This is a genomic window from Elizabethkingia argenteiflava (genome assembly GCF_009904105.1).
GTDB lineage: Bacteria > Bacteroidota > Bacteroidia > Flavobacteriales > Weeksellaceae > Elizabethkingia > Elizabethkingia argenteiflava.
Window position 1 is genome coordinate 23,491 of the sequence record NZ_JAAABJ010000634.1, and the last position, 20,295, is coordinate 43,785.

The following is a 20,295-nucleotide window of genomic DNA, read 5'->3' on the forward strand; positions in this document are numbered from 1 at the left end:
TTTAAAAGCGGTTTAAAGAGATAAAAAAAAATTATAAAAATAAAAGATAAAAAGGTATTTTATTATGAATATACAAACAGATTACATCGGTGCAATGGTGGCTGAGGACTTTAGAACAGCTGCTATTTTTAAGAAATATGAAATCGACTTTTGTTGTAAAGGAAGCAGAACGATTAAAGAAGCTTGTGAGAAAAATGGAGTGGACGAATATCTAATTTATACAGAAATAGAAGGTTTACCTAAAGATAAATCCACAGATTTTGATTTTACCTTCTGGCCTTTAGATTTATTAGCAGATTATATAGAGAAAACCCATCATCAATATGTAGAAGAGAAGACATTGGTTTTACAATCATTTTTGGATAAACTTTGTAAGGTGCATGGCCATGCACATCCCGAACTTTTAGATGTTCGTGAGCTCTTTAACGAATCGGCTAGAGATCTAAGTGTCCATATGAAAAAGGAAGAACTGATACTTTTTCCCTTTATCAGAAATATGGTAAAGACAAAGAATAGCGGACAAGAGTTAACTACTCCTCACTTTGTAAGGGTTGAATATCCAGTTAATATGATGAGACATGAGCATGAGGTGGAAGGAGAAAGACTTCAAAAAATTTCCGGGCTTACCAATAGATATACCCCGCCTGAAGATGCTTGTAATACCTATAAAGTTACTTTTTCAATGTTAGAGGACTTTGAAAACAATCTTCATACCCATATCCATTTAGAAAACAATATTTTATTTCCAAAGTCTATTGATTTAGAAAGAGAGTTAAGATTACAATAAAAGAAAATATATGAAAAATATGACATCTAAAAGACTGTGGTACTATTTAATAGGCGTTATGGTAATCTCTTTTGCCGTACTCATTTATTATGGAGCGGAGATTTATCGAAAAGTACCTCCTATTCCCGAGCGGGTAATGACTACTGAAGGCAGGCTACTCTATACGGGGAAAGATATAAAAGATGGTCAAAATGTATGGCAGTCCATCGGCGGTCAAACTGTGGGGAGTGTTTGGGGGCACGGAGCTTATATTGCCCCCGATTGGACAGCAGATTATCTGCATCGGGAAGCCTTGCTTTTATTAGAAGCCTTGGCCGGAAAAGAGGGGCGTATTTATAAAAATATGGGCGAAGAAGAACAAGCCAGATATAAAATTATATTACAAAAAGAATTGCGTACCAATACTTTCGATGAAAAGACGAATACGATTTATTTATCTCCCCAGCGTGCAACGGTACAGCAGCAATTGGCCAATTATTACAGTCGTCTTTTTATGGACGATCCTTCTATGAATAAATTAAGAGAGGCTTATGCTATTCCTATTAATACCATTAAAAATAGGGATCGAATGGATAAAATGAATGCTTTTCTTGCTTGGTGCACTTGGGTATGTATTACGCAGCGTCCTGATGATAGTATCACTTACACCAACAACTGGCCTCACGATGAGTTAGTAGGTAACATCCCCTCGAGCGCTCTGCATATATGGTCGGGATTTAGTATATTATTGTTATTAGCAGGTTTATCCTTCATGGCTTTATATTATGCTAAAAATAAAGAAGAAGAGGTAGAAGAACTTCTCCCCTTAGAGGATCCTTTGCGTAATATGAAGCCCACTCCTTCTATGAGAGCCACTTTAAAGTATATTTGGGTAGTGGGGCTATTAATACTGGTACAAATGTTGGCGGGGGTGGTGACGGCTCATTACGGAGTCGAAGGAAGTGCTTTTTATGGTTTTCCACTGGATCAGTACGTCCCTCAGTCGGTCTCAAGAAGTTGGCATGTACAGTTGGCTATTTTTTGGATTGCGACCTCTTGGTTAGCCACCGGTTTGTATATAGCTCCTGCAGTGTCGGGCTATGAACCCAAATACCAAAAATTAGGAGTCAATATATTATTTTTTGCTTTATTGATAGTGGTATTAGGCTCTCTTACTGGGCAATGGTTAGGTGTAATGCAGAAGTTAGGATTAGAGGCTAATTTCTTTTGGGGTCACCAGGGATATGAATATATAGAGTTGGGTAGGATTTGGCAGATTTTACTTTTATTAGGATTAGTGCTTTGGTTAGTTCTGATGTTACGTGCCCTGATGCCTGCTTTAAAAAGAAAGGATGAAAGCCACCATATGCTTCTTTTATTTATAGCTTCCTCCGTTGCGATCGCTGTTTTTTATGCAGCAGGTTTAATGTATGGTAGGCAGACGCATATGGCTATTGCAGAGTATTGGCGATGGTGGGTGGTGCATCTTTGGGTGGAAGGCTTCTTCGAAGTTTTTGCTACCGTAGTAGCAGCTTTCTTATTTACCCGATTAGGATTGTTACGCGTGGTAGCAGCAACTCGTGCAGTACTATTTTCTACCATTGTATTTTTAAGTGGGGGTATTTTAGGTACTTTTCATCATATCTATTTTTCGGCGACTCCCATATCGGTTTTGGCAGTCGGAGCCACTTTCAGTGCTCTGGAAATAGTACCTTTGGTTTTTATTGGTTATGAGGCTTATCATAATTATCAATTGAGTAAATCCACTCGTTGGATTCAAGCTTACAAATGGCCAATTTATTGTTTCATATCCATGTGTTTTTGGAATTTTTTGGGGGCTGGTATCTTTGGGTTTGCGATTAATCCGCCCATTGCGCTTTACTATATTCAAGGACTCAACACCACAGCTTTACACGGACATGCCGCCCTCTTTGGGGTATATGGAATCTTAGGTATAGGATTGATGATGTTTGTATTGCGGGGTTTATATCCCGAACGACAATGGAATGAAAAGTTAATCGCTTCAGCCTTTTGGCTAATTAATATAGGCTTATTTCTTATGTTGGTAATTAGTCTTTTGCCCATAGGAATTATGCAAGCTATAGCATCTATTAAAGAGGGATATTGGTATGCACGTTCAGCAGAATTTATGCAGAAGGATATTATACATTTCTTTAGATGGATGCGGGTACCAGGAGATATTCTATTAGGGGCGGGAGAGCTTTTATTGGTGATATTTATAATAGGATTAAGGCAAGGCTGGTCTTTAAAAGAAAAACGCTGAATTTTATAGGTGATGCTTGCATAAGCTTATCGGCTGAAACTTCTGTTTAGCCGATAGCTTTAATGAAGTTTTGGCAAGGCAGGTAATAGCTCTAAGTATCTACTAGTAAAAATTTTACAGTTAGAAGAACGAAATAGAATTCTCAAGTGAGCAGATAAATATCCAGATACAGGAGACGTAATTCAATTCAATCTGGAAGAAGTATATCATTATAATATGTAAAAGAATAGTTTACTCAATTATACAGCAAACATTCAAGGGTACAAAACACTCATATCGTTAATGTAAGATTAAGGGAGTGAGAGTGAAGTGATATTAAAAATTTTCAAACTCATTTTTTACCTTTATGTTCACCGATAACATGCTGTATCAGAGTACTATTTATGCAAGCGTATAAATAGTCTTATTTGGTAAATATATTTCTTAAGATGCTATGAATCTTTATTTTTATAAAGATAGGTTTTTAACGAAAATATTGCCTGAAGAAAATCCAGGCAATAAACTTCTTTTCAAAGCGATAGGAGTCGCTCCATTGTCATTTGTGAATTTGAGATCAAATAATATTTTAAACTTAAAATTTAAAACTATAACAAATTTATGTATTTTCCATACTGCATAAAATGAATGTCGGTTAAAAAATACGCTTTCGAATTCTGCTTAAGGCTTGTGGAGTAATACCGATATAAGAGGCTATATATTTCAAAGGGACTCTTTTGATAACTTCTCGATTTTGTTGAAAAAGGCTTTCGTAGCGTTCCTGTGGGGATTGGGCAAGTAGGGAAAATTCGCGCTCAGCTCTTTCTAAATAGGCTTTTTCATTGAGTATCCGGCCTATTCTTTCCCATTTTAGGGACTGACGATAAAGATCTTGTACATCCTGCCATGACATTCTCATCACTGATGTGTTTTCTAAAGCCTGTAACATATATCTGCACGGCGTCTGGGTAATAAAAGAGTCGTAAGCACAAACAAAATCGTGTTCAAAAGAAAAATAGAAAGTAAGATCTCCTTCTCCTTTGTCGATAAAGCGTCTCACAATCCCTTTTTGTACGTAATAGGCATAATTTTCTATACTGCCCTTCTTCGTAATGATTTCTCCTTTTTTATATTCTTTGTAAGATAGCTTACTAAGATAATAGCTGAACTCTTCATCTGTAAGCTGAATAATACTATCAAATATTTCTCTAATATTTTCCATCAATATCGTATGTTGTTTTTTTTTATGATCACTATTTTTTTTAGTAGAAGGTATATTGGAGTGTGTTTGTTTTGTAAATATATATTAATTTATTAAATAATAAATTATTACCGGCATTCACCATCTAAGTTTTATCTTTGCTAAATGATAAATAATGACCAGTTAAAAGATGTGCTAGCGCGTATTGAAGACTTATATAGATATCTACAAATTGAGAAAAAAAAGTTAGAAATCATTAACGATGACGAAAAAACGGCTGCACCCGAATTTTGGAATGATCCTAAGGCTGCTGAGACTTTTTTAAAACAATTACGAGGCAAGAAGCGTTGGGTTGAAGATTATAATGAAATTAAAGTCGCTTTTGAAGATTTGTTGGTGTTGCAGGAATTTGCCAAAGAAGATGTAGAAAGTGAAAAAGATTTGGATAAAGCCTTTCCCAGGTTAATCGAAAAAATTGAAGAATTGGAGTTTCGCAATATGCTCTCTAACGAAGGAGATGAATTGTCAGCCGTTATCCAAATTACCGCTGGCGCTGGAGGTACTGAAAGTTGTGATTGGGCTAGTATGTTGATGAGGATGTATATAATGTGGGCCGAAAAACAAGGTTTCAAAATAAAAGAGCTCAACCATCAAAATGGAGATGTTGCGGGCATAAAAACAGTGACTTTGGAGATAGAAGGAGATTATGCTTTTGGATATTTAAAAGGAGAAAATGGAGTCCACCGTTTGGTGCGTATTTCCCCTTTTGATTCCAATGCAAAAAGACATACCAGTTTTGTTTCGGTATATGTATACCCTTTGGTTGATGATAGTATAGAAATCAATATCAATCCGGCTGATATTACTTTTGAAACCATGAGGGCCAGTGGTGCAGGTGGGCAAAACGTTAATAAAGTGGAAACTGCCGTACGCTTGCGGCATGCCCCTACGGGTATTATTATAGAAAATTCAGAAAGCCGTTCGCAGCTTCAAAATAAAGAAAAAGCACTGCAACTTTTAAGATCTCGTCTCTATGAAATAGAGCTTGAAGAGCGAATGAAAGCCCGCAATGAAATTGAGGCGAGTAAAATGAAGATAGAGTGGGGAAGTCAAATCCGTAATTATGTGATGCATCCTTATAAATTGGTGAAAGATGTGCGCTCGGGTTATGAAACTTCCGATGTAGAGGCTGTAATGAATGGTAATATTACCCCTTTTCTAAAAGCTTTCCTCATGAATGAAGGGCAAAATACAGCAGATGATCAAGTTTTTTAAGTAAGCCCGCTGGAAGATTATTTTTGCGTTAAGAGGGGGTAGATGAAGAGCAAACTCTACTTTCTCATAAAAGTTAAACAATTATATTAAATAAAATTTCTATTCATAAAACGAGAATAGCTTTTAACATTAGAATATTTTATTTTTTTATATTTGTCGATCAATAAATCTACTACATGAAAAACTGGGAAAACCTGCTTAATCCTGATTATTATATTACGAAAGGAGGACTCTGGATCATACTTTTTATTATTTTTGCTGAAACAGGCTTATTTGTTGGTTTTTTTCTGCCCGGAGATAGTCTTCTATTTGTTTCCGGAATTTATGCTACCACCATTATTTCGGAGAGTTTCGGATCGACTGGAAGCGATTATATGGATACCACCATTTTAGCTACTTTAATAGCCGTAGCAGCTATTTTAGGAAATATGGCAGGCTATTGGTTTGGCTATAAAAGTGGTCCTGTGCTCTATGAAAAGAAAGATACCTGGTTATTCAAGAAAAAATATTTGTTTAAAGCGCATGATTTTTTTGATGATCATGGCAGAATAGCGGTCATTATGGCGAGATTTCTCCCTATTGTAAGAACCTTTGCCCCTATTGTAGCCGGCATTGTAAAAATGGACAAGGCCAGATTTACCCTATATAATATAATAGGGGGTGTATTGTGGTCTTTCTCTTTGGTATATGGGGGGCATTATCTGGATAAAATGTTCAGAGACCAGATGGGGATTGATCTGAAAAGCCACTTGGAACTCATTATCCTTATTTTGGTGGTCATTACTACTGTTCCTGTGATAATTAAGTTTATGTCCAAAGCTAAGAAAAAAACTTCAAAAACAGACTGATATCCAATTTTTTAAGTATATGACAGAGATTGCTTTGGCAATCTCTTTTTTCTTAGAAATAATGCTAATTTTACTTTTTAAAGATTAAGATGATTACAAAAAACACCATAGATAAGATATTTTCCGCCGTAAGGGTAGAAGAAGTGGTGGGCGAATATGTACAACTAAAACGGGCGGGAGGAAATTATAAGGGATTGAGCCCCTTTCATGATGAAAAGACCCCTTCTTTTGTTGTTTCGCCAAGTAAGCAGATTTGGAAAGATTTTAGCTCTGGAAAAGGAGGAACAGCAGTTTCTTTTCTTATGGAAATTGAAAACTTCACCTATCCCGAGGCATTACGCTACTTGGCTAAAAAATATGGCATAGAGATAGAAGAAGATATACAGCAGGTTTCGGAAACTGAGAGAGAGTCTCGTAACCAAAGAGAATTGCTGTATAAAATACACGAAGTAGCGAATCATTTTTTTCAAGAGCAATTATATCAAACAGAAGAAGGACAAAATATAGGACTTTCCTATTTTCGTGAGCGGAGATTAAATGATGAAGTGCTTAAGAAATTTCAATTGGGCTATTCGCCAGAACTTCGGAATGCTTTTACACAAATAGCACAGGAAAAAGGTTATGATAGAGATTTGCTCGAAAAATCAGGCTTGTCTATTTTTCCGGAAAATATACCTAGCGGAATAGATCGCTTTAGAGAAAGGGTGATATTCCCGATTCTCAGCTTTTCAGGAAGAGTATTAGGTTTTGGTGCGCGGATTTTGAAGAATAATATTAAAACGGCCAAATATCTTAATTCTCCCGAGACCGAAATTTACCATAAATCTCATGTGCTGTATGGTATTGCTCAGTCCAAACAATCTATATCCAGAGAAAACCACTGTTTGTTGGTCGAAGGTTATATGGATGTTATTTCCTTACACCAATCCGGTATAGAAAATGTAGTAGCCAGTAGTGGTACCGCATTGACCAAAGAACAGATAAAATTAATCAAAAGACTTACGCCGAATGTAACTATTTTGTTCGATGGTGATGCCGCGGGGATAAAGGCCTCTTTTCGGAGTATAGACTTGTTGTTGGAGGAGGGCATGAATATAAAGGTAATGCTCTTTCCCGATGGACATGATCCGGATAGTTTTGCCAAAGCTTTCCCTAAGGAATATGTTAAAAAATATATTGCGGAACATGCAGTAGATTTTATTCACTTTAAGATAGAAGTGCTTCAGAAAGACGCTGGTGAAGATCCTTTTAAGAGAGCAGAGCTTATTAAAGAAGTGGTCAAGAGTATAGCTTTTGTTCCCAATCATCTTCAGCAGGAAATATTTATACAACAGGTTTCAAAATTGCTATCTGTTTCCGAGCAGAATTTGTTTAATGAACTTCAGAATCAAAAGAACCACCTCCAGCAGCATGAAAAAACTAAGCCGCCTCAGTTAAAAAAAATTGAAACTGCACAGCTTGAGACCTCTATTCCGCCATTATTATTTCTAGAAGAAAAATTAGTAGAACTGATGTTAAAGTATGGTGATAGGGAAATGTTCAGAAAAAAAGAAGACAAAGTGATCAAGTCTTCTGTTATCCAAGAAATATTGAATCATTTTGAAGAAGATTCCTATGAAATTCAGAGCCCTTTGCACCAGAAAATTATTAATGAAATTCAAAAGGGCTTTGCTGAGAGTGCATTTCGTTCGGGGCAATTTTTCTTTAGTTTGATGGATGAGGAAGTTAGTCAAAAAGTTGCGGACGTATTAATAGAACCCCATCAAGTAAGTGATTGGAATAAATTTAATATTTATTTCAGTACAGAAGAAGAGGTGGTCGATAAATTGGTGCAGGATATTATCCTACGCCATAAACGCGAATATATATTGAAAATTATTAAAGATCTCCAGCTGAAAATACAGCAAGATCCTGGGAATGATGTACAATATTATGCTACAATACTAAAGCTTAGCAAGCTTAAAATAGAATTGGATAGAGTGCTATATAGAATATTGTAGTTGATATCTGCCAGAATGTCCATATATTCGTTTGGAATAAAATTAGAACATGTTAGAAGATAAAATTAAATCGATGGATATTAAAAAAGAATTTAGAGATTACGCGGTAAAACATCAGGGCGTTAATGGTCTCGCTACTGATCAGTATATGGGGATGTATGGCCCTACCAATTTAACCCCCTACATTATGGAAGAGCGTCGTATGAACGTGGCTCAGATGGATGTTTTTTCCCGACTGATGATGGACCGGATTATTTTTCTAGGAACAGGGATTGATGATCAGGTAGCCAATATTGTGACGGCTCAGTTGTTATTTTTAGAAAGCGCAGATCCGGGTAAGGATATTCAGATTTATATTAACTCTCCAGGGGGAAGTGTGTATGCAGGCTTGGGGATTTACGATACCATGCAGATCATTAAACCCGATGTTGCGACCATATGTACAGGGATGGCAGCCTCTATGGGAGCTGTTTTATTGGTAGCTGGAGAAAAAGGTAAGCGTTCTGCTTTAAAACATTCTAGAGTTATGATCCACCAACCTAGCGGAGGTGCGCAAGGGGTGGCCTCTGATATGGAAATCAATTTACGAGAAATGTTAAAACTCAAAAAAGAGTTGTATGATATTATCTCCAAACATTCTGGACAGACTTATGAGTGGGTAGAGAAATCCTCTGATAGGGACTATTGGATGATATCCGAAGAGGCTAAAAAATTTGGTATGGTTGATGAAGTATTACAACGTAGGGAAGAGAAATAATTCTTCTGCAAGTATATTTTCTTTTTTTAGAGGGTGTAAAAACTTTAGTTTTATACCCTCTAAAATAGAAAGGAAGAAGATTCCGGTCAGAGAGGTTAATATGTTTTTTTTATTTTTGCAGTATGAAGAGTGTAGAGATTAAGGCAGAAGCGTTTTTTGAATTGCTTAAGCAGCAAAATGTTTCCATGTGGGATATTTTCGAAAAAATGATAGATGAGAAAGAGGAAAAGCGGATACTTTTTTTTAATAAAGACCAAGAACTCATTACCTCCTATATACTTCCTTGTACTTTGAAGCAACTGAAAGAGGATAAAAAAATATTTAACAAAACCTTTAGCAAGAAATTATCTCAAGACTAAAAGCATATATTGATCGGCTTTTCTTATAAACCTCATATTCTGTGGTCACACAAGAGCTATGAGAGCTGCCCATACCTGTTTTTTGCTATCAGGAAGTTAGTCTATCAGGTGCTAACCCCAAAAATATAACCTATTATAGCTGTTAAAGCCATAGCAGCGGTTCCCCAACAGCAAATTCTTCCTACCGCTATACTTATTTTAGAGCCGCCAGTTTTAGCCGCAATGGCCCCTAACAACATAAGGAATACAATCGAAAAAGCATATTCATAATAAATCATATCGGAGATAGGTGCGAAAAGAGCTACTAAAAAAGGTAATAAACCACCTCCTGTAAAAGAGGCGAATGATGAGGTTGCGGCTTGAAGAGGTTTTGCGGTGGTGATTTCATTAATGCCCAGTTCATCTCTGGCATGGGTCTCTAAGGCATTGTGGTGGGTGAGTTCCTGCGCAACTTTTAGGGCCAGTGTAGGATTTAGACCTCTGTTTTCGTATATTTTGGCTAATTCATTCAGCTCTATTTCAGGCATGTTTTCCAGTTCCTGAGCTTCTCTTTCCAAATCCGACTTTTCGGTATCCGCTTGTGAACTTACCGATACATATTCTCCGGCTGCCATCGCCATGGCGCCAGAGACGAGACCAGCTAGTGAAGCTAGTATGATAGCTTCCCGAGAAGGGTGGGCAGCGGCCACACCTATGGTGATGCTGGTGGTGGAAAGTATACCATCATTGGCCCCGAGCACAGCGGCCCTTAGCCAGCCCATACGATTAACATAATGTTTTTCCAAAAGATCATGTGACATACTATTTTGCTTTTAAGTGTGGAACAACACCTCATTTCTATACTGATAAGCGATTTACAAATTTATTTTCAATAGATACACTAACAGTATATTGGTGATATGAAATTACGCATATTTTAATAATGCTGAATAAGATATTGTTGTTGATCGTTAAAAAATAGAGGGCATACAAAAGCTGTTCATATGTCTTGCTTATCTCAATATTTCAGGAGAGCTGTAAGAATTTTTCAATGGTTTTTCTAGTTTCATTAACCTCGTGTACACGGAGTATGTTAGCGCCTTTTTTAAGGAGGTTAAGGTGTAAAGCCTGAGTCTGTGTAGTAATCTCCAGTGGGGAGAGACCCAAAGGTTTGTAGATAAATGATTTTCGCGATATGCCGATCAGGAGGGGCCACCTTCTAAATCCCAATAAATCGGCGTCTTGCACTATCTTGAGCTGATCCTCAATGGTCTTTCCAAATCCGAATCCGGGATCCAAAATAAGATCATGAACGCCCAGTTGGTTAAGCGCTTCGATTTTTTGTGTAAAAAAATAATTGATATCGGAGATAATATCAGAATGCTTTAAAGTATCATGCATTTGGGAGAAGCTCGGGTTCACGTGCATCAAGATATAAGGAAGGCCTACTCTTGCCACAGTAGCGAACATTTCTGGATCGAATTGTCCGCCTGAAATATCGTTAATGATATCCACTCCTTCTTCCGCAGCATATTGAACAGTTTCCGCATAGAAGGTATCTACCGATAGTAAAGTTTCCGGAAATTCCTTTTTTAGCTGTGAAATGATATGGCCTAAACGCTTTCTTTCTTCCTTAGCGCTTACTTGTTGCGAACGCGGATGAGTGGATTGAGGGCCAATATCAATAATGGAGGCCCCTTCCTTAATCATTCTTTCTGCATGTGAGTAAGCGTATTTTTCTTGATTAAACAAACCTCCATCCGAGAAAGAATCGGGAGTGAGATTAAGAATACCCATAATAAGGGGTTTTTCAAGAGAAATTAATTTGCCACGACAATTGAGGCTATAGGTCTGATTATGCACGTTTTTTTCTATATTCATATTCATCAGCTTTCTTGCTTTAGGCTAAATTTGTATCTTTGACATGAGAATGCTAATTTATGCAAAATACAGCAATTGAATTTGAGTCAATAATCGCCGAATGTAGGGAATTATTTAGTAAAAAAATGCAGGACTACGGAGCTGCCTGGAGAGTGATGAGACCCAGTTCGATTACCGATCAGATTTATATTAAGATTAACCGCATCCGCACTTTGCAGATGAGTAGTGTGAAAATGGTAGATGAGGATGAACGGGTTGAGTTTATAGCAATCATCAATTATTCTATTATAGGGCTTATCCAGCTGGAAAGAGGATTTATCCAATCCTTGGAAGAAGATGCAGAAAACATCATGCAACAATACGATGATTACGCTCACCGGGCGAAAGAATTAATGATGCGAAAGAATCATGATTATGGTGAAGCCTGGCGGGAAATGAGAATATCTTCTATTACTGATCTTATCTATCAAAAAGTGCTTCGCACCAAACAAATTGAAGATAATCAAGGAAAAACTTTAGTATCAGAAGGCTTAGACGCTAACTATTTTGATATGTTGAACTATGCTGTTTTTTGTTTAATTAAAATGAATTAGGCGTTACTAATAATAAAAAATATTACGATGAAAAAAATAATTAGAGTTTTTGTAGCCTTTATTTTTATTATATCGGGTTTCCTAAAGGCTGTTGATCCCATCGGATTTTCCTTTAAGCTAGAAGAGTATTTCTCACCAGCTGTATTTAACATAGCATTTTTAGAAAAATGGGCCTTACCTATTGCTATACTTGTGGTAGTAGTCGAATTTTTATTAGGCGTTTTACTTCTCCTAAAAATAAAACTTAGAGACACCTTGCTGTGTCTTCTGGTGATTTGTATATTTTTCGGTTTCCTCACCTTTTATTCCGCCTATTTTAATGTCGTTACAGACTGTGGTTGTTTTGGTGATGCTTTAAAACTCACACCTTGGACTTCTTTTCTTAAAGACATCATATTGCTGGGGCTGATTTTATTTTTATGGCGAGCCTATAAAGGAGATCTAGGCAGTAATATTTGTTTTTTTAAAAGTGGCTTCCCGAGGATAACTTTCTTCTTACTGAGTTGCATTTTTTTATCCATTATAATACTAAAAGGAGTACTAGGAGAACCTTATATAGATTTTAGAGATTATAAAATAGGCACTGATTTAAGGTGGGAAAAAGCTAAAATAGAGGAAAACCCTTCGGAATACGAAGTTTTTTATACGCTTAAAAATACACAAACAGGTCAGCACAAAAGCCTATCTCAGGATGAATACCTTTCTTCTAACATCTGGAAAGATGCAAATTGGCAGATAGAGTCGGATAAAACCTATGAGAAATTAAAGAAAAAAGGTTACGAATCCACCATTAAAAACTTTAAAATTACCGATATTGATGGGCAGGATGTTACCGATCAAATTCTCAATGAGCCCCGAATATTTATAGTGTTTACCTATAAACCAGAAAAACTTTCCCAAAGCTTAATCGACAATATAGAAAAGGGGCTTTTAAGAGAAAAAGCAAAAATATATGCCGTTTCTACCCAAATAGATACCTTCAGTAAGGTACCTCATGGAACCATGGATGCTACAGCGATAAAAACCATTGCCAGAAGTAACCCTTTTTTACTTATTCTGGAAAATGGAAAGATTGTACTCAAAGAGGAGGCAAAAGATTATTTTAACGATTGAAACGATTAAATTTAATTCAAGAGTATAAATAAGAACAGCGGATTATTTTTAGCACTTCATGGTATTAAGTTGTAGCAAAAGGTTATGGAGAGGATGTTAATCTTCAGATAAGAATCAATAAAAATATAATATAATTTATGAGAAGGAAAATTGTAGCTGGAAATTGGAAAATGAATAAAACATTTTCTGAAGCACAAGAGCTGATGAACCAGCTTTCGACATACCAAAAGAAGCATACTTCGGGTTGTGAAGTATATATAGCTCCCCCCTCGCTTTATCTTACAGCAGCTATGGATATTTTTACCCAGCATGAAGTGAGGGTATTCTCACAAGAGGTATCCCTGCATACAGAAGGCGCCTTTACCGGTGAAATATCAGTGGATATGCTTAGTTCTATTCGTGCTACGGGAACGCTTATCGGACATTCTGAAAGAAGACAATACCACGGTGAAACCGATGCAAATTGCAATAAAAAAGTGAAATTAGCATTGGATAAAGGCCTTATTCCCATTTACTGCAATGGAGAAACACTGGAGCAAAGAAAGTCAGGACAGCATTTTAATGTGATTAAAGATCAAACCGAGGTAGCGCTTTTCAGCCTTACGCCAGATGAAATTAAAAAAGTCGTTATTGCCTATGAGCCGGTTTGGGCTATTGGTACGGGTGAAACAGCTAGCCCAGAGCAGGCACAGGAAATACATGCTTATATTAGGGGGCTCATAGCAGAGAAATATGGACAGGAGGTAGCAGATGAAGTCTCTATTCTTTATGGAGGTAGCGTAAAACCAGACAATGCCAAAGAAATCTTTTCTAAGCCCGATGTAGATGGTGGTCTTATCGGTGGCGCTTCTCTTAAAATTGACGATTTTACGGCGATTATTAAAGCTTTTGATTAAATTTTCAATAATCTGAAGAGAGAAGGAAAAGAAATAACAAAAGGCGAGGAGGGATGTGTAATTTGCAGATTCGCCTTAAAAATAGGATAGATGACACAATATTTAGAATTTGATTTTAATATAGAGCCTGTTGAACCATGGAGTGAGATCTTAATGGCAGAACTTATCGAATTAGGATTTGATAGTTTTACCGAAAAAAATAATGGAATTCTGGCTTACATTCAATCGGATTTATTCAACGAAGAAGCCCTGAAAATAAAAAGCTTGCTCAATCATCAAGAAGTAAAGGTTTCCTATACTTTTAAAAAAATGCCCAATATTAATTGGAATGAAGAGTGGGAGAAAAATTTTCAGCCCATAAATGTAGAAAATAAAGTATTGATTCGGGCTGAATTTCACCAGCCTCAAGGCTTTGAAGAAGAAATTATCATTCAACCTAAAATGTCTTTTGGCACCGGCCACCACGCGACTACTTATCTCATGATTCAGCAGATGTTGGATATGGATTTTAAAGGGAAAAAAGTACTCGATATGGGATGTGGGACTTCGGTTTTAGCCATTTATGCTGGAAAAAAGGGAGCTTCTGATATTCTGGGGATCGATATAGATGAATGGGCAGTAGAGAATTCTAGAGAAAATGCGGAGCGTAACAACATTTCAATGCGAGTAGAGTTAGGGACCGCTGATCAGTTGGATACAACTTTATATGATATTATTTTAGCCAATATCAATCGCAATATTTTGATCTCGGATATTCCGAGATATGTTAAAGTATTAAAACCTGGAGGGCAGCTATTGCTTTCGGGTTTATGTTTTTTTGATGAGGAAGATATCCTACAGGTGTGTGAAGGGCAAAAACTTCGCCTACATAAAAAACTACAACGAGAAGAATGGATTTCTCTACTCTTAAGTAAATAAAGAGGACCGTCTAGCTAGACGGTCCTCTTTATTTTAGGGCCGATAGTCTTTTTATAAATTTCTTTTCAAAGGTTAAAGTATTTTATATCGTTTCTAAATTTATAAATTTTGATAAAAAAACAAATATTGCTATACAATTATAAAGTCATATCTCTTAATTGTAAAAATGTTTTTTCCTTCATCCTCGCTTATGGATAAAAGGCTAAAACTTAGTGTTTATCGGCTAAGTTGTATATTTGTACGAGTTAAATTGTGATAATGGCTAAAAAAAAGTTCGATACAGAGATGCGTGTGGGGGTTGTAGGAAGTGGTAGTTTTGCTACTGCTATTGTGAAAATGCTCACCGAAAACTGTGAAATCGTTCATTGGTGTGTAAGAAACGAATTTGTAAAGGGAGCTGTTGAACTTAGGCGCCATAATCCGTCCTATCTTACAGCGGTACTTTTTAACTTAAAGCAATTGCGTTTAAGTACTGATATTAATGAGTTGGTATCCGTTTGTGATGTCATTATTTTAGTAACCCCCTCTATTTATCTGGATAAGGCACTGCAAACTTTGAAAGTTAGTGTTAAGAATAAACTCTTTGTATCCGCTATTAAAGGTATAGTCCCCGAGCAAAACGATATAGTGGCCCATTTTTTAAAGGAAAAATATAAGATAGATTTAAAAAATCAGGCAGTTATTTCTGGTCCTTGTCATGCTGAAGAAGTAGCTATGGAAAGACTTTCCTACCTTACCGTATCTGCTTCTGAAAAACAAAAAAGTGGCATCATAGCCCAGTTATTATCATCTCACTTTATAAGAGTACACCAATCTTGCGACATTTTAGGAAATGAATACAGTGCTGTATTGAAGAATATATATGCTATAGGAGCGGGAATAGCTTATGGCCTGGGGTATGGCGATAACTTTAATGCCGTATATGTATCCAATGCCATTCGTGAAATGGCCCTTTATCTGAAAGCGATTGATCCTAATACCCGAGATGTAAACCAATCTTCTATCCTGGGAGATCTATTGGTAACTGCTTATTCTTTATTCAGTCGTAATAGAATGCTCGGTAATTTGATAGGAAAGGGGTATACCGTAAAATCTGCTATTCAATCGATGAATATGGTTGCCGAAGGTTATTATGCGACTAAAAGTATCTATCAGATTGGGAAGAAAAGAAAATTAAAACTCCCCATTGTAAGTGTAATATACAATATTCTTTACGAGGGAAAAGATGCTGAAAAACAATTTAAAAAATTAACTGCTAAACTTAACTGAACTTTATAATAAAATGAATCCGAAATCTAAATATGATGTGGTTCTTGTTGGAGGAGGTGTAATGAGTGCTACTTTAGGGACCCTACTCCACGAGTTTGATCCCAATTTGAAAATTGCACTTTTTGAAAGGCTCAAAGATGTAGCGTTGGAAAGTTCATCGGCGTGGAATAATGCTGGTACAGGGCATGCCGCTTTTTGTGAGCTAAATTACACAGTTCCGACACAGGATGGTTCTGTAGATATTGCTAAGGCTGAGAGGATTGTAGAACAATTTGAAATTTCAAAACAGTTTTGGGCATACTTAGTGAATAAAGGTTATATCCATTCACCTAAGGAGTTTATTAATTCTTGTCCTCATATGAGCTTGGTTTTTGGAGAAAAAGATATAGAATTCCTAAAGAACCGCTATCAAGCCATGAGTAAAACTCACCTTTTTGAAGGTATGGAGTTTTCTGAAGATCATCATAAACTCAGAGAATGGATCCCCTTAATTATGCGATCCAGAAACGCCTCTGAAAAGTTAGCAGCTACCCGTGTGGAAATGGGAACAGATGTCGATTTTGGTGCTCTAACCAGAAAAATGGTGGAACACCTAAAGAGTGTGGCCAATGTAGATGTTTTTTGCTACCATGAAGTAAAAGATCTTGTGGAGAAAAAGGGTACCTGGAAGATGAAAATTAAAAACCGAATGGATAATAAATCTGTAGAAGTAAAGTCCGATTTCGTGTTTATTGGGGCAGGGGGCTATGCCTTATCCTTATTAGAAAGCTCTGGTATAAAAGAGAGCAAAGGCTATGGAGGATTCCCCGTAAGTGGTCAATGGTTGGTTACCAGAGATCCGGAACTCATAGCTATGCATCAGGCAAAAGTATATACCATGGCTACATTAGGTGCTCCCCCCATGAGTGTGCCGCATTTAGATCTTAGAATTATTGATGGGGAAAAAGCCTTACTCTTTGGGCCTTTTGCTGGATTTTCTACCAAATTTTTAAAAAATGGAAGTTATCTGGACTTGCCGGAAAGTATTAATTTTAAAAATATTCGCTCCTTATTTGGTGCCTGGTGGCATAATCTGTCACTCACCAGATATCTCATCCGACAGGTCACTATGAATAAAGACCAGCGTATCGCTCATTTAAGAGATTTCGTGAAAGATGCAAATGCTGATAAATGGGATTTACTCGTAGCTGGACAAAGAGTACAGATTATTAAAAGAGATGAAGCAGAAGGAGGAAAACTCGAGTTTGGAACTGAGGTGGTAACCAATGATAAGGGTAGTATAGCCTCTCTATTGGGAGCTTCGCCAGGAGCGAGTACTGCTGCTTTTGCTATGATTAACGTTTTGGAGAAATGTTTTGGAGAAAAGCTGCATAAAGAGTGGCATGAAAAACTTTTAGAAATGGTGCCTTCGTACGGTCAACGTCTTAAAGATAATGTAGCGCTCACCCAACAAATAAGAGATTATACAAAAGAGAAACTCGAATTAGACTACTAATTCTTGTTCCTTTCCTCTTTTGGGGTAAAGGTGAGAAAAAGAGAAAAAGTACATATATATTAAAGAAAGTCCTTTGTTTAAGAAGGGCTTTTTTTATAGCTTTATTAAGCTATTTGGGAAACTCATATCGAATAGAGAAGCTTTTAGCTTTTTTAAATTTATGTCTTAGGATCCAATAACGTAAATGTTTGTTGATAGCATGCTTCATTTCAATTAAGAAATTGGTGCTTATCCAATTTAGATGCTCCTCTAGAAAAAAGATTCATATATCATTTTGAGTATATTTTTTCATAGTTGCATACGGTGGTATAAGTAGAAGGTTAATTATAGCGTAAGTGTATTTACACTTATTCTCTTTCCATAAATCATGATGTTGGAAATTTACAATTGTTATATATTTATAACTTATATGCATTATAATTTAACATAGTATTAAAACATATAATGCTTAAGATCTATTAGTTTAGAGACGAAAAATTATGGATTATGGTTAAAATTATAGCATATAACCCGGAACATTTTTATGCACTCACTTCTTATGCACTTACACAAGATCAGGCCCGTTTTACATCTGAACCTGCGGATATTTTGGATGCATCAAAAGAAGATGCCCAAGATTACCTTAACTTTAGTATTTTATATCATGAAAAAGCCGTGGGATTCTTTTCTTTAGATTTTTCTTTTCACAGATTCTATAAACCTAGGGATAAGAAGGTGGTCATTCTAAGATCATTAAGTTTAAATCCTTATTACCAAGGGAAAGGTATAGCTAAAAAAGCGCTGTTACAGCTTTCTTCTTTTATAAAAGAAAGTTTTTCCCCAATACAAGAAATCGCATTGGGGGTGCATATTAAGAATACACGTGCCTATGATCTGTATAAAAAAGTGGGTTATCAGCCTTTAGACGAAATGTTTATAGGAGAGAGAGGTCCCCTGTATATTATGGTGTTTAAAATTTAGACTTTAGCTAAAAAAGCATCAAAATTTAGTTGAATACTTACCGTACCATCAGCTTCTATTTGATGTAGATTTACCCATTCTGTTTTATTTACGGAACTCATGTCGTATACTTTGCGTACTCGTATATAGTTTTCGGTATATCCATACATAAAGCCTTCTTTATTCTCATGTTCCCACAGTACGGGTAAACTTCTTCCAATCTGACTTTGGTAAAAGGCCATTTTCTTCTTCTCAGAGAGAATGCGTAGCATTTTATTGCGTTTTTTTCTTTCGTTTATGGGGACTACTTCCGGCAGATTTACCGCTTCGGTATTTTCCCTTTCAGAATAGGTGAAGACATGAAGGTAAGAAATAGGCAGGTCGTTTAGAAATTGATAGGTTTTAAGAAACTCCTCTTCGGTTTCCCCTGGAAAGCCTACAATCACATCCACGCCAATGCAAGCATCAGGTAGGAGTTCTCGGATTTTATGGATTCTGTTTCTATAAAGTGTAGTTAAATAGCGGCGTTTCATTTTTTTTAGAATATGATCGCTGCCCGATTGTAAAGGAATGTGGAAATGAGGAACGAAGCTTTTGCTTGCGGCAACTACATCAATGGTATCGTCCTTGAGCAAATTAGGTTCTATGGATGAAATTCGAATTCGCTCAATTCCATCTACCCGATCCAGTGCTTTTACCAACTCTAGAAAGGTGTGTTCGTGTTTTTTATTGCCAAATTCCCCTTTACCATAATCGCCGATGTTGACTCCTGTGAGTACAATTTCTTTGATATCCTGTGAGGCAATTTCACGTGCATTGTTAATTACGTTGTCCAGGGCATCTGAACGAGAAATCCCCCGTGCTAAAGGAATGGTGCAATAAGTACATTTATAATCACATCCATCCTGAATTTTAAGAAAAGCGCGCGTCCTATCGCCAATAGAATAGGAGCCGATAAAAAAATCAGCTTCTTCAATTTCGCAGGCGTGTACTTCTGCCCGCGTGTTAGATTTCTCAAGATCGCGTAGGTAGCTCAGAATATTAAATTTTTCTTTTGCCCCCAATACAAGGTCTACACCTTCAATGGCTGATATTTCTTCTGGTTTAAGTTGTGCGTAGCACCCCAACACCACTACGAGACCTTCAGGATTGGCTTTTTGTGCTCGTTTTACAATTAGCTTACATTCTTTGTCCGCATTTTCGGTAACCGAGCAGGTGTTGATGACAAAGATATGAGCAGCCTCGTCAAAGGATACCTTTTTATAACCCGCATCGGTAAGCTGACGGGCGATAGTAGAAGTTTCTGCAAAGTTGAGCTTACAGCCCAAGGTGTGAAATGCCACTGATTTTAAACCTGATTCCATAACTAAAAAAGAGAAGGCAAATTTACGAAATAAATATAAAATTTTCTAAATGTCCATTTTAAAGTTGAGTAATCCATCAAAGCAAGTCTCCAAAAAAAGAATTAACTTTTATTCATCTTATATATTAGAGCGATTAAAATTGATTTTCCTGATACAAAATTTTTTATTCTGCCTTCTACAGGTTTATAGGATGATGAAATTCATTGCTAAGTAAAAAGATTTTATTTTATAAATTCAGTTAAATAAGTCTTTATCTAACCCGTGGTGCATTTAAGCAATACGAGTTTTTAAGTTGTTAATATTTCTATTGTTTAGTTTATTAATGCATTGTATAACAGTCATTGCCATTATCTTAGATAATATTCTATTCTTAAAGCCATCA

At 36.5% G+C, this 20,295-nt stretch carries 18 protein-coding genes and 1 pseudogene; 14 read left to right on the forward strand and 5 right to left on the reverse strand.

Annotated elements, in window-relative coordinates:
• Nucleotides 1-64: 64 nt before the first annotated feature.
• Together ric and GNY06_RS11310 are read left to right on the forward strand one after the other, a co-directional pair.
• On the forward strand, nt 65-787 hold the full coding sequence (gene ric / locus GNY06_RS11305) for an iron-sulfur cluster repair di-iron protein (RefSeq protein WP_166520163.1): 723 nt from the start codon (nt 65-67) through the stop codon (nt 785-787).
• A 19-nt stretch (nt 788-806) separates the two neighbouring features.
• Nucleotides 807-3,050 carry a nitric-oxide reductase large subunit gene (locus GNY06_RS11310; RefSeq protein WP_166520180.1) on the forward strand — a complete coding sequence of 748 codons (2,244 nt, stop codon included), beginning with the start codon at nt 807-809 and terminating at the stop codon, nt 3,048-3,050.
• Nucleotides 3,051-3,681: 631 nt separating this feature from the next.
• Here GNY06_RS11310 and GNY06_RS11315 read toward each other — a convergent pair.
• A complete protein-coding gene (locus tag GNY06_RS11315; RefSeq protein ID WP_166520164.1) occupies nt 3,682-4,248 on the reverse strand; it encodes a Crp/Fnr family transcriptional regulator in 567 nt (188 codons plus the stop codon).
• Nucleotides 4,249-4,392: 144 nt separating this feature from the next.
• Here GNY06_RS11315 and prfB point away from each other — a divergent pair, with 144 nt between their 5' ends.
• The 5 genes from prfB to GNY06_RS11340 all read left to right on the forward strand — a co-directional run bounded on the left by prfB (nt 4,393) and on the right by GNY06_RS11340 (nt 9,466).
• The gene (prfB, locus tag GNY06_RS11320; RefSeq protein WP_166520165.1) at nt 4,393-5,502 is read left to right on the forward strand and encodes a peptide chain release factor 2; all 1,110 of its coding nucleotides are present in this window, start codon (nt 4,393-4,395) and stop codon (nt 5,500-5,502) included.
• A gap of 176 nt (nt 5,503-5,678) precedes the next feature.
• Nucleotides 5,679-6,350 (forward strand): DedA family protein, encoded by a 672-nt coding sequence (locus GNY06_RS11325; RefSeq protein ID WP_166520166.1) that lies wholly within the window; start codon nt 5,679-5,681, stop codon nt 6,348-6,350.
• An 89-nt stretch (nt 6,351-6,439) separates the two neighbouring features.
• Nucleotides 6,440-8,350 carry a DNA primase gene (gene dnaG / locus GNY06_RS11330; RefSeq protein WP_166520167.1) on the forward strand — a complete coding sequence of 637 codons (1,911 nt, stop codon included), beginning with the start codon at nt 6,440-6,442 and terminating at the stop codon, nt 8,348-8,350.
• Nucleotides 8,351-8,423: 73 nt separating this feature from the next.
• Nucleotides 8,424-9,107, forward strand: coding sequence for an ATP-dependent Clp endopeptidase proteolytic subunit ClpP (gene clpP / locus GNY06_RS11335; protein WP_166520181.1), 684 nt, complete (start codon nt 8,424-8,426; stop codon nt 9,105-9,107).
• Nucleotides 9,108-9,229: 122 nt separating this feature from the next.
• Nucleotides 9,230-9,466 carry a hypothetical protein gene (locus GNY06_RS11340; protein ID WP_166520168.1) on the forward strand — a complete coding sequence of 79 codons (237 nt, stop codon included), beginning with the start codon at nt 9,230-9,232 and terminating at the stop codon, nt 9,464-9,466.
• Between the two features lie 104 nt (nt 9,467-9,570).
• On the opposite strand, the gene GNY06_RS11345 is transcribed toward GNY06_RS11340, so the two are convergent.
• Nucleotides 9,571-10,266 (reverse strand): VIT1/CCC1 transporter family protein, encoded by a 696-nt coding sequence (locus GNY06_RS11345; protein ID WP_166520169.1) that lies wholly within the window; start codon nt 10,264-10,266, stop codon nt 9,571-9,573.
• Nucleotides 10,267-10,471: 205 nt separating this feature from the next.
• Nucleotides 10,472-11,326: a dihydropteroate synthase gene (gene folP, locus GNY06_RS11350; protein ID WP_244614425.1), complete on the reverse strand. Its 855-nt coding sequence runs from the start codon at nt 11,324-11,326 to the stop codon at nt 10,472-10,474.
• A 59-nt stretch (nt 11,327-11,385) separates the two neighbouring features.
• Between folP and GNY06_RS11355 the strand changes: the two genes are divergently transcribed.
• The 7 genes from GNY06_RS11355 (at nt 11,386) to GNY06_RS11385 (ending at nt 18,570) form a co-directional block, all read left to right on the forward strand.
• Nucleotides 11,386-11,919, forward strand: coding sequence for a DUF1599 domain-containing protein (locus GNY06_RS11355; protein WP_166520170.1), 534 nt, complete (start codon nt 11,386-11,388; stop codon nt 11,917-11,919).
• Between the two features lie 27 nt (nt 11,920-11,946).
• Nucleotides 11,947-13,032 (forward strand): BT_3928 family protein, encoded by a 1,086-nt coding sequence (locus GNY06_RS11360; protein ID WP_166520171.1) that lies wholly within the window; start codon nt 11,947-11,949, stop codon nt 13,030-13,032.
• Nucleotides 13,033-13,169: 137 nt separating this feature from the next.
• Entirely contained in the window at nt 13,170-13,928 is a 759-nt protein-coding gene (tpiA, locus tag GNY06_RS11365; RefSeq protein WP_166520172.1) for a triose-phosphate isomerase, read from the forward strand.
• 90 nt (nt 13,929-14,018) lie between these two features.
• The gene (gene prmA, locus GNY06_RS11370; RefSeq protein ID WP_166520173.1) at nt 14,019-14,846 is read left to right on the forward strand and encodes a 50S ribosomal protein L11 methyltransferase; all 828 of its coding nucleotides are present in this window, start codon (nt 14,019-14,021) and stop codon (nt 14,844-14,846) included.
• Between the two features lie 258 nt (nt 14,847-15,104).
• Nucleotides 15,105-16,115 (forward strand): NAD(P)H-dependent glycerol-3-phosphate dehydrogenase, encoded by a 1,011-nt coding sequence (locus tag GNY06_RS11375; protein WP_166520174.1) that lies wholly within the window; start codon nt 15,105-15,107, stop codon nt 16,113-16,115.
• Nucleotides 16,116-16,128: 13 nt separating this feature from the next.
• Entirely contained in the window at nt 16,129-17,610 is a 1,482-nt protein-coding gene (gene mqo, locus GNY06_RS11380) for a malate dehydrogenase (quinone) (protein ID WP_166520175.1), read from the forward strand.
• Between the two features lie 486 nt (nt 17,611-18,096).
• Complete coding sequence (locus tag GNY06_RS11385; protein ID WP_166520176.1) at nt 18,097-18,570, forward strand: GNAT family N-acetyltransferase; 474 nt, start codon at nt 18,097-18,099, stop codon at nt 18,568-18,570.
• On the opposite strand, the gene mtaB is transcribed toward GNY06_RS11385, so the two are convergent.
• Nucleotides 18,567-19,913, reverse strand: coding sequence for a tRNA (N(6)-L-threonylcarbamoyladenosine(37)-C(2))-methylthiotransferase MtaB (gene mtaB / locus GNY06_RS11390; RefSeq protein WP_166520177.1), 1,347 nt, complete (start codon nt 19,911-19,913; stop codon nt 18,567-18,569). The genes GNY06_RS11385 and mtaB overlap by 4 nt on opposite strands.
• Nucleotides 19,914-20,183: 270 nt before the next feature.
• Nucleotides 20,184-20,295 (reverse strand): annotated as a pseudogene (locus tag GNY06_RS15790) (IS982 family transposase); the annotation flags it as partial.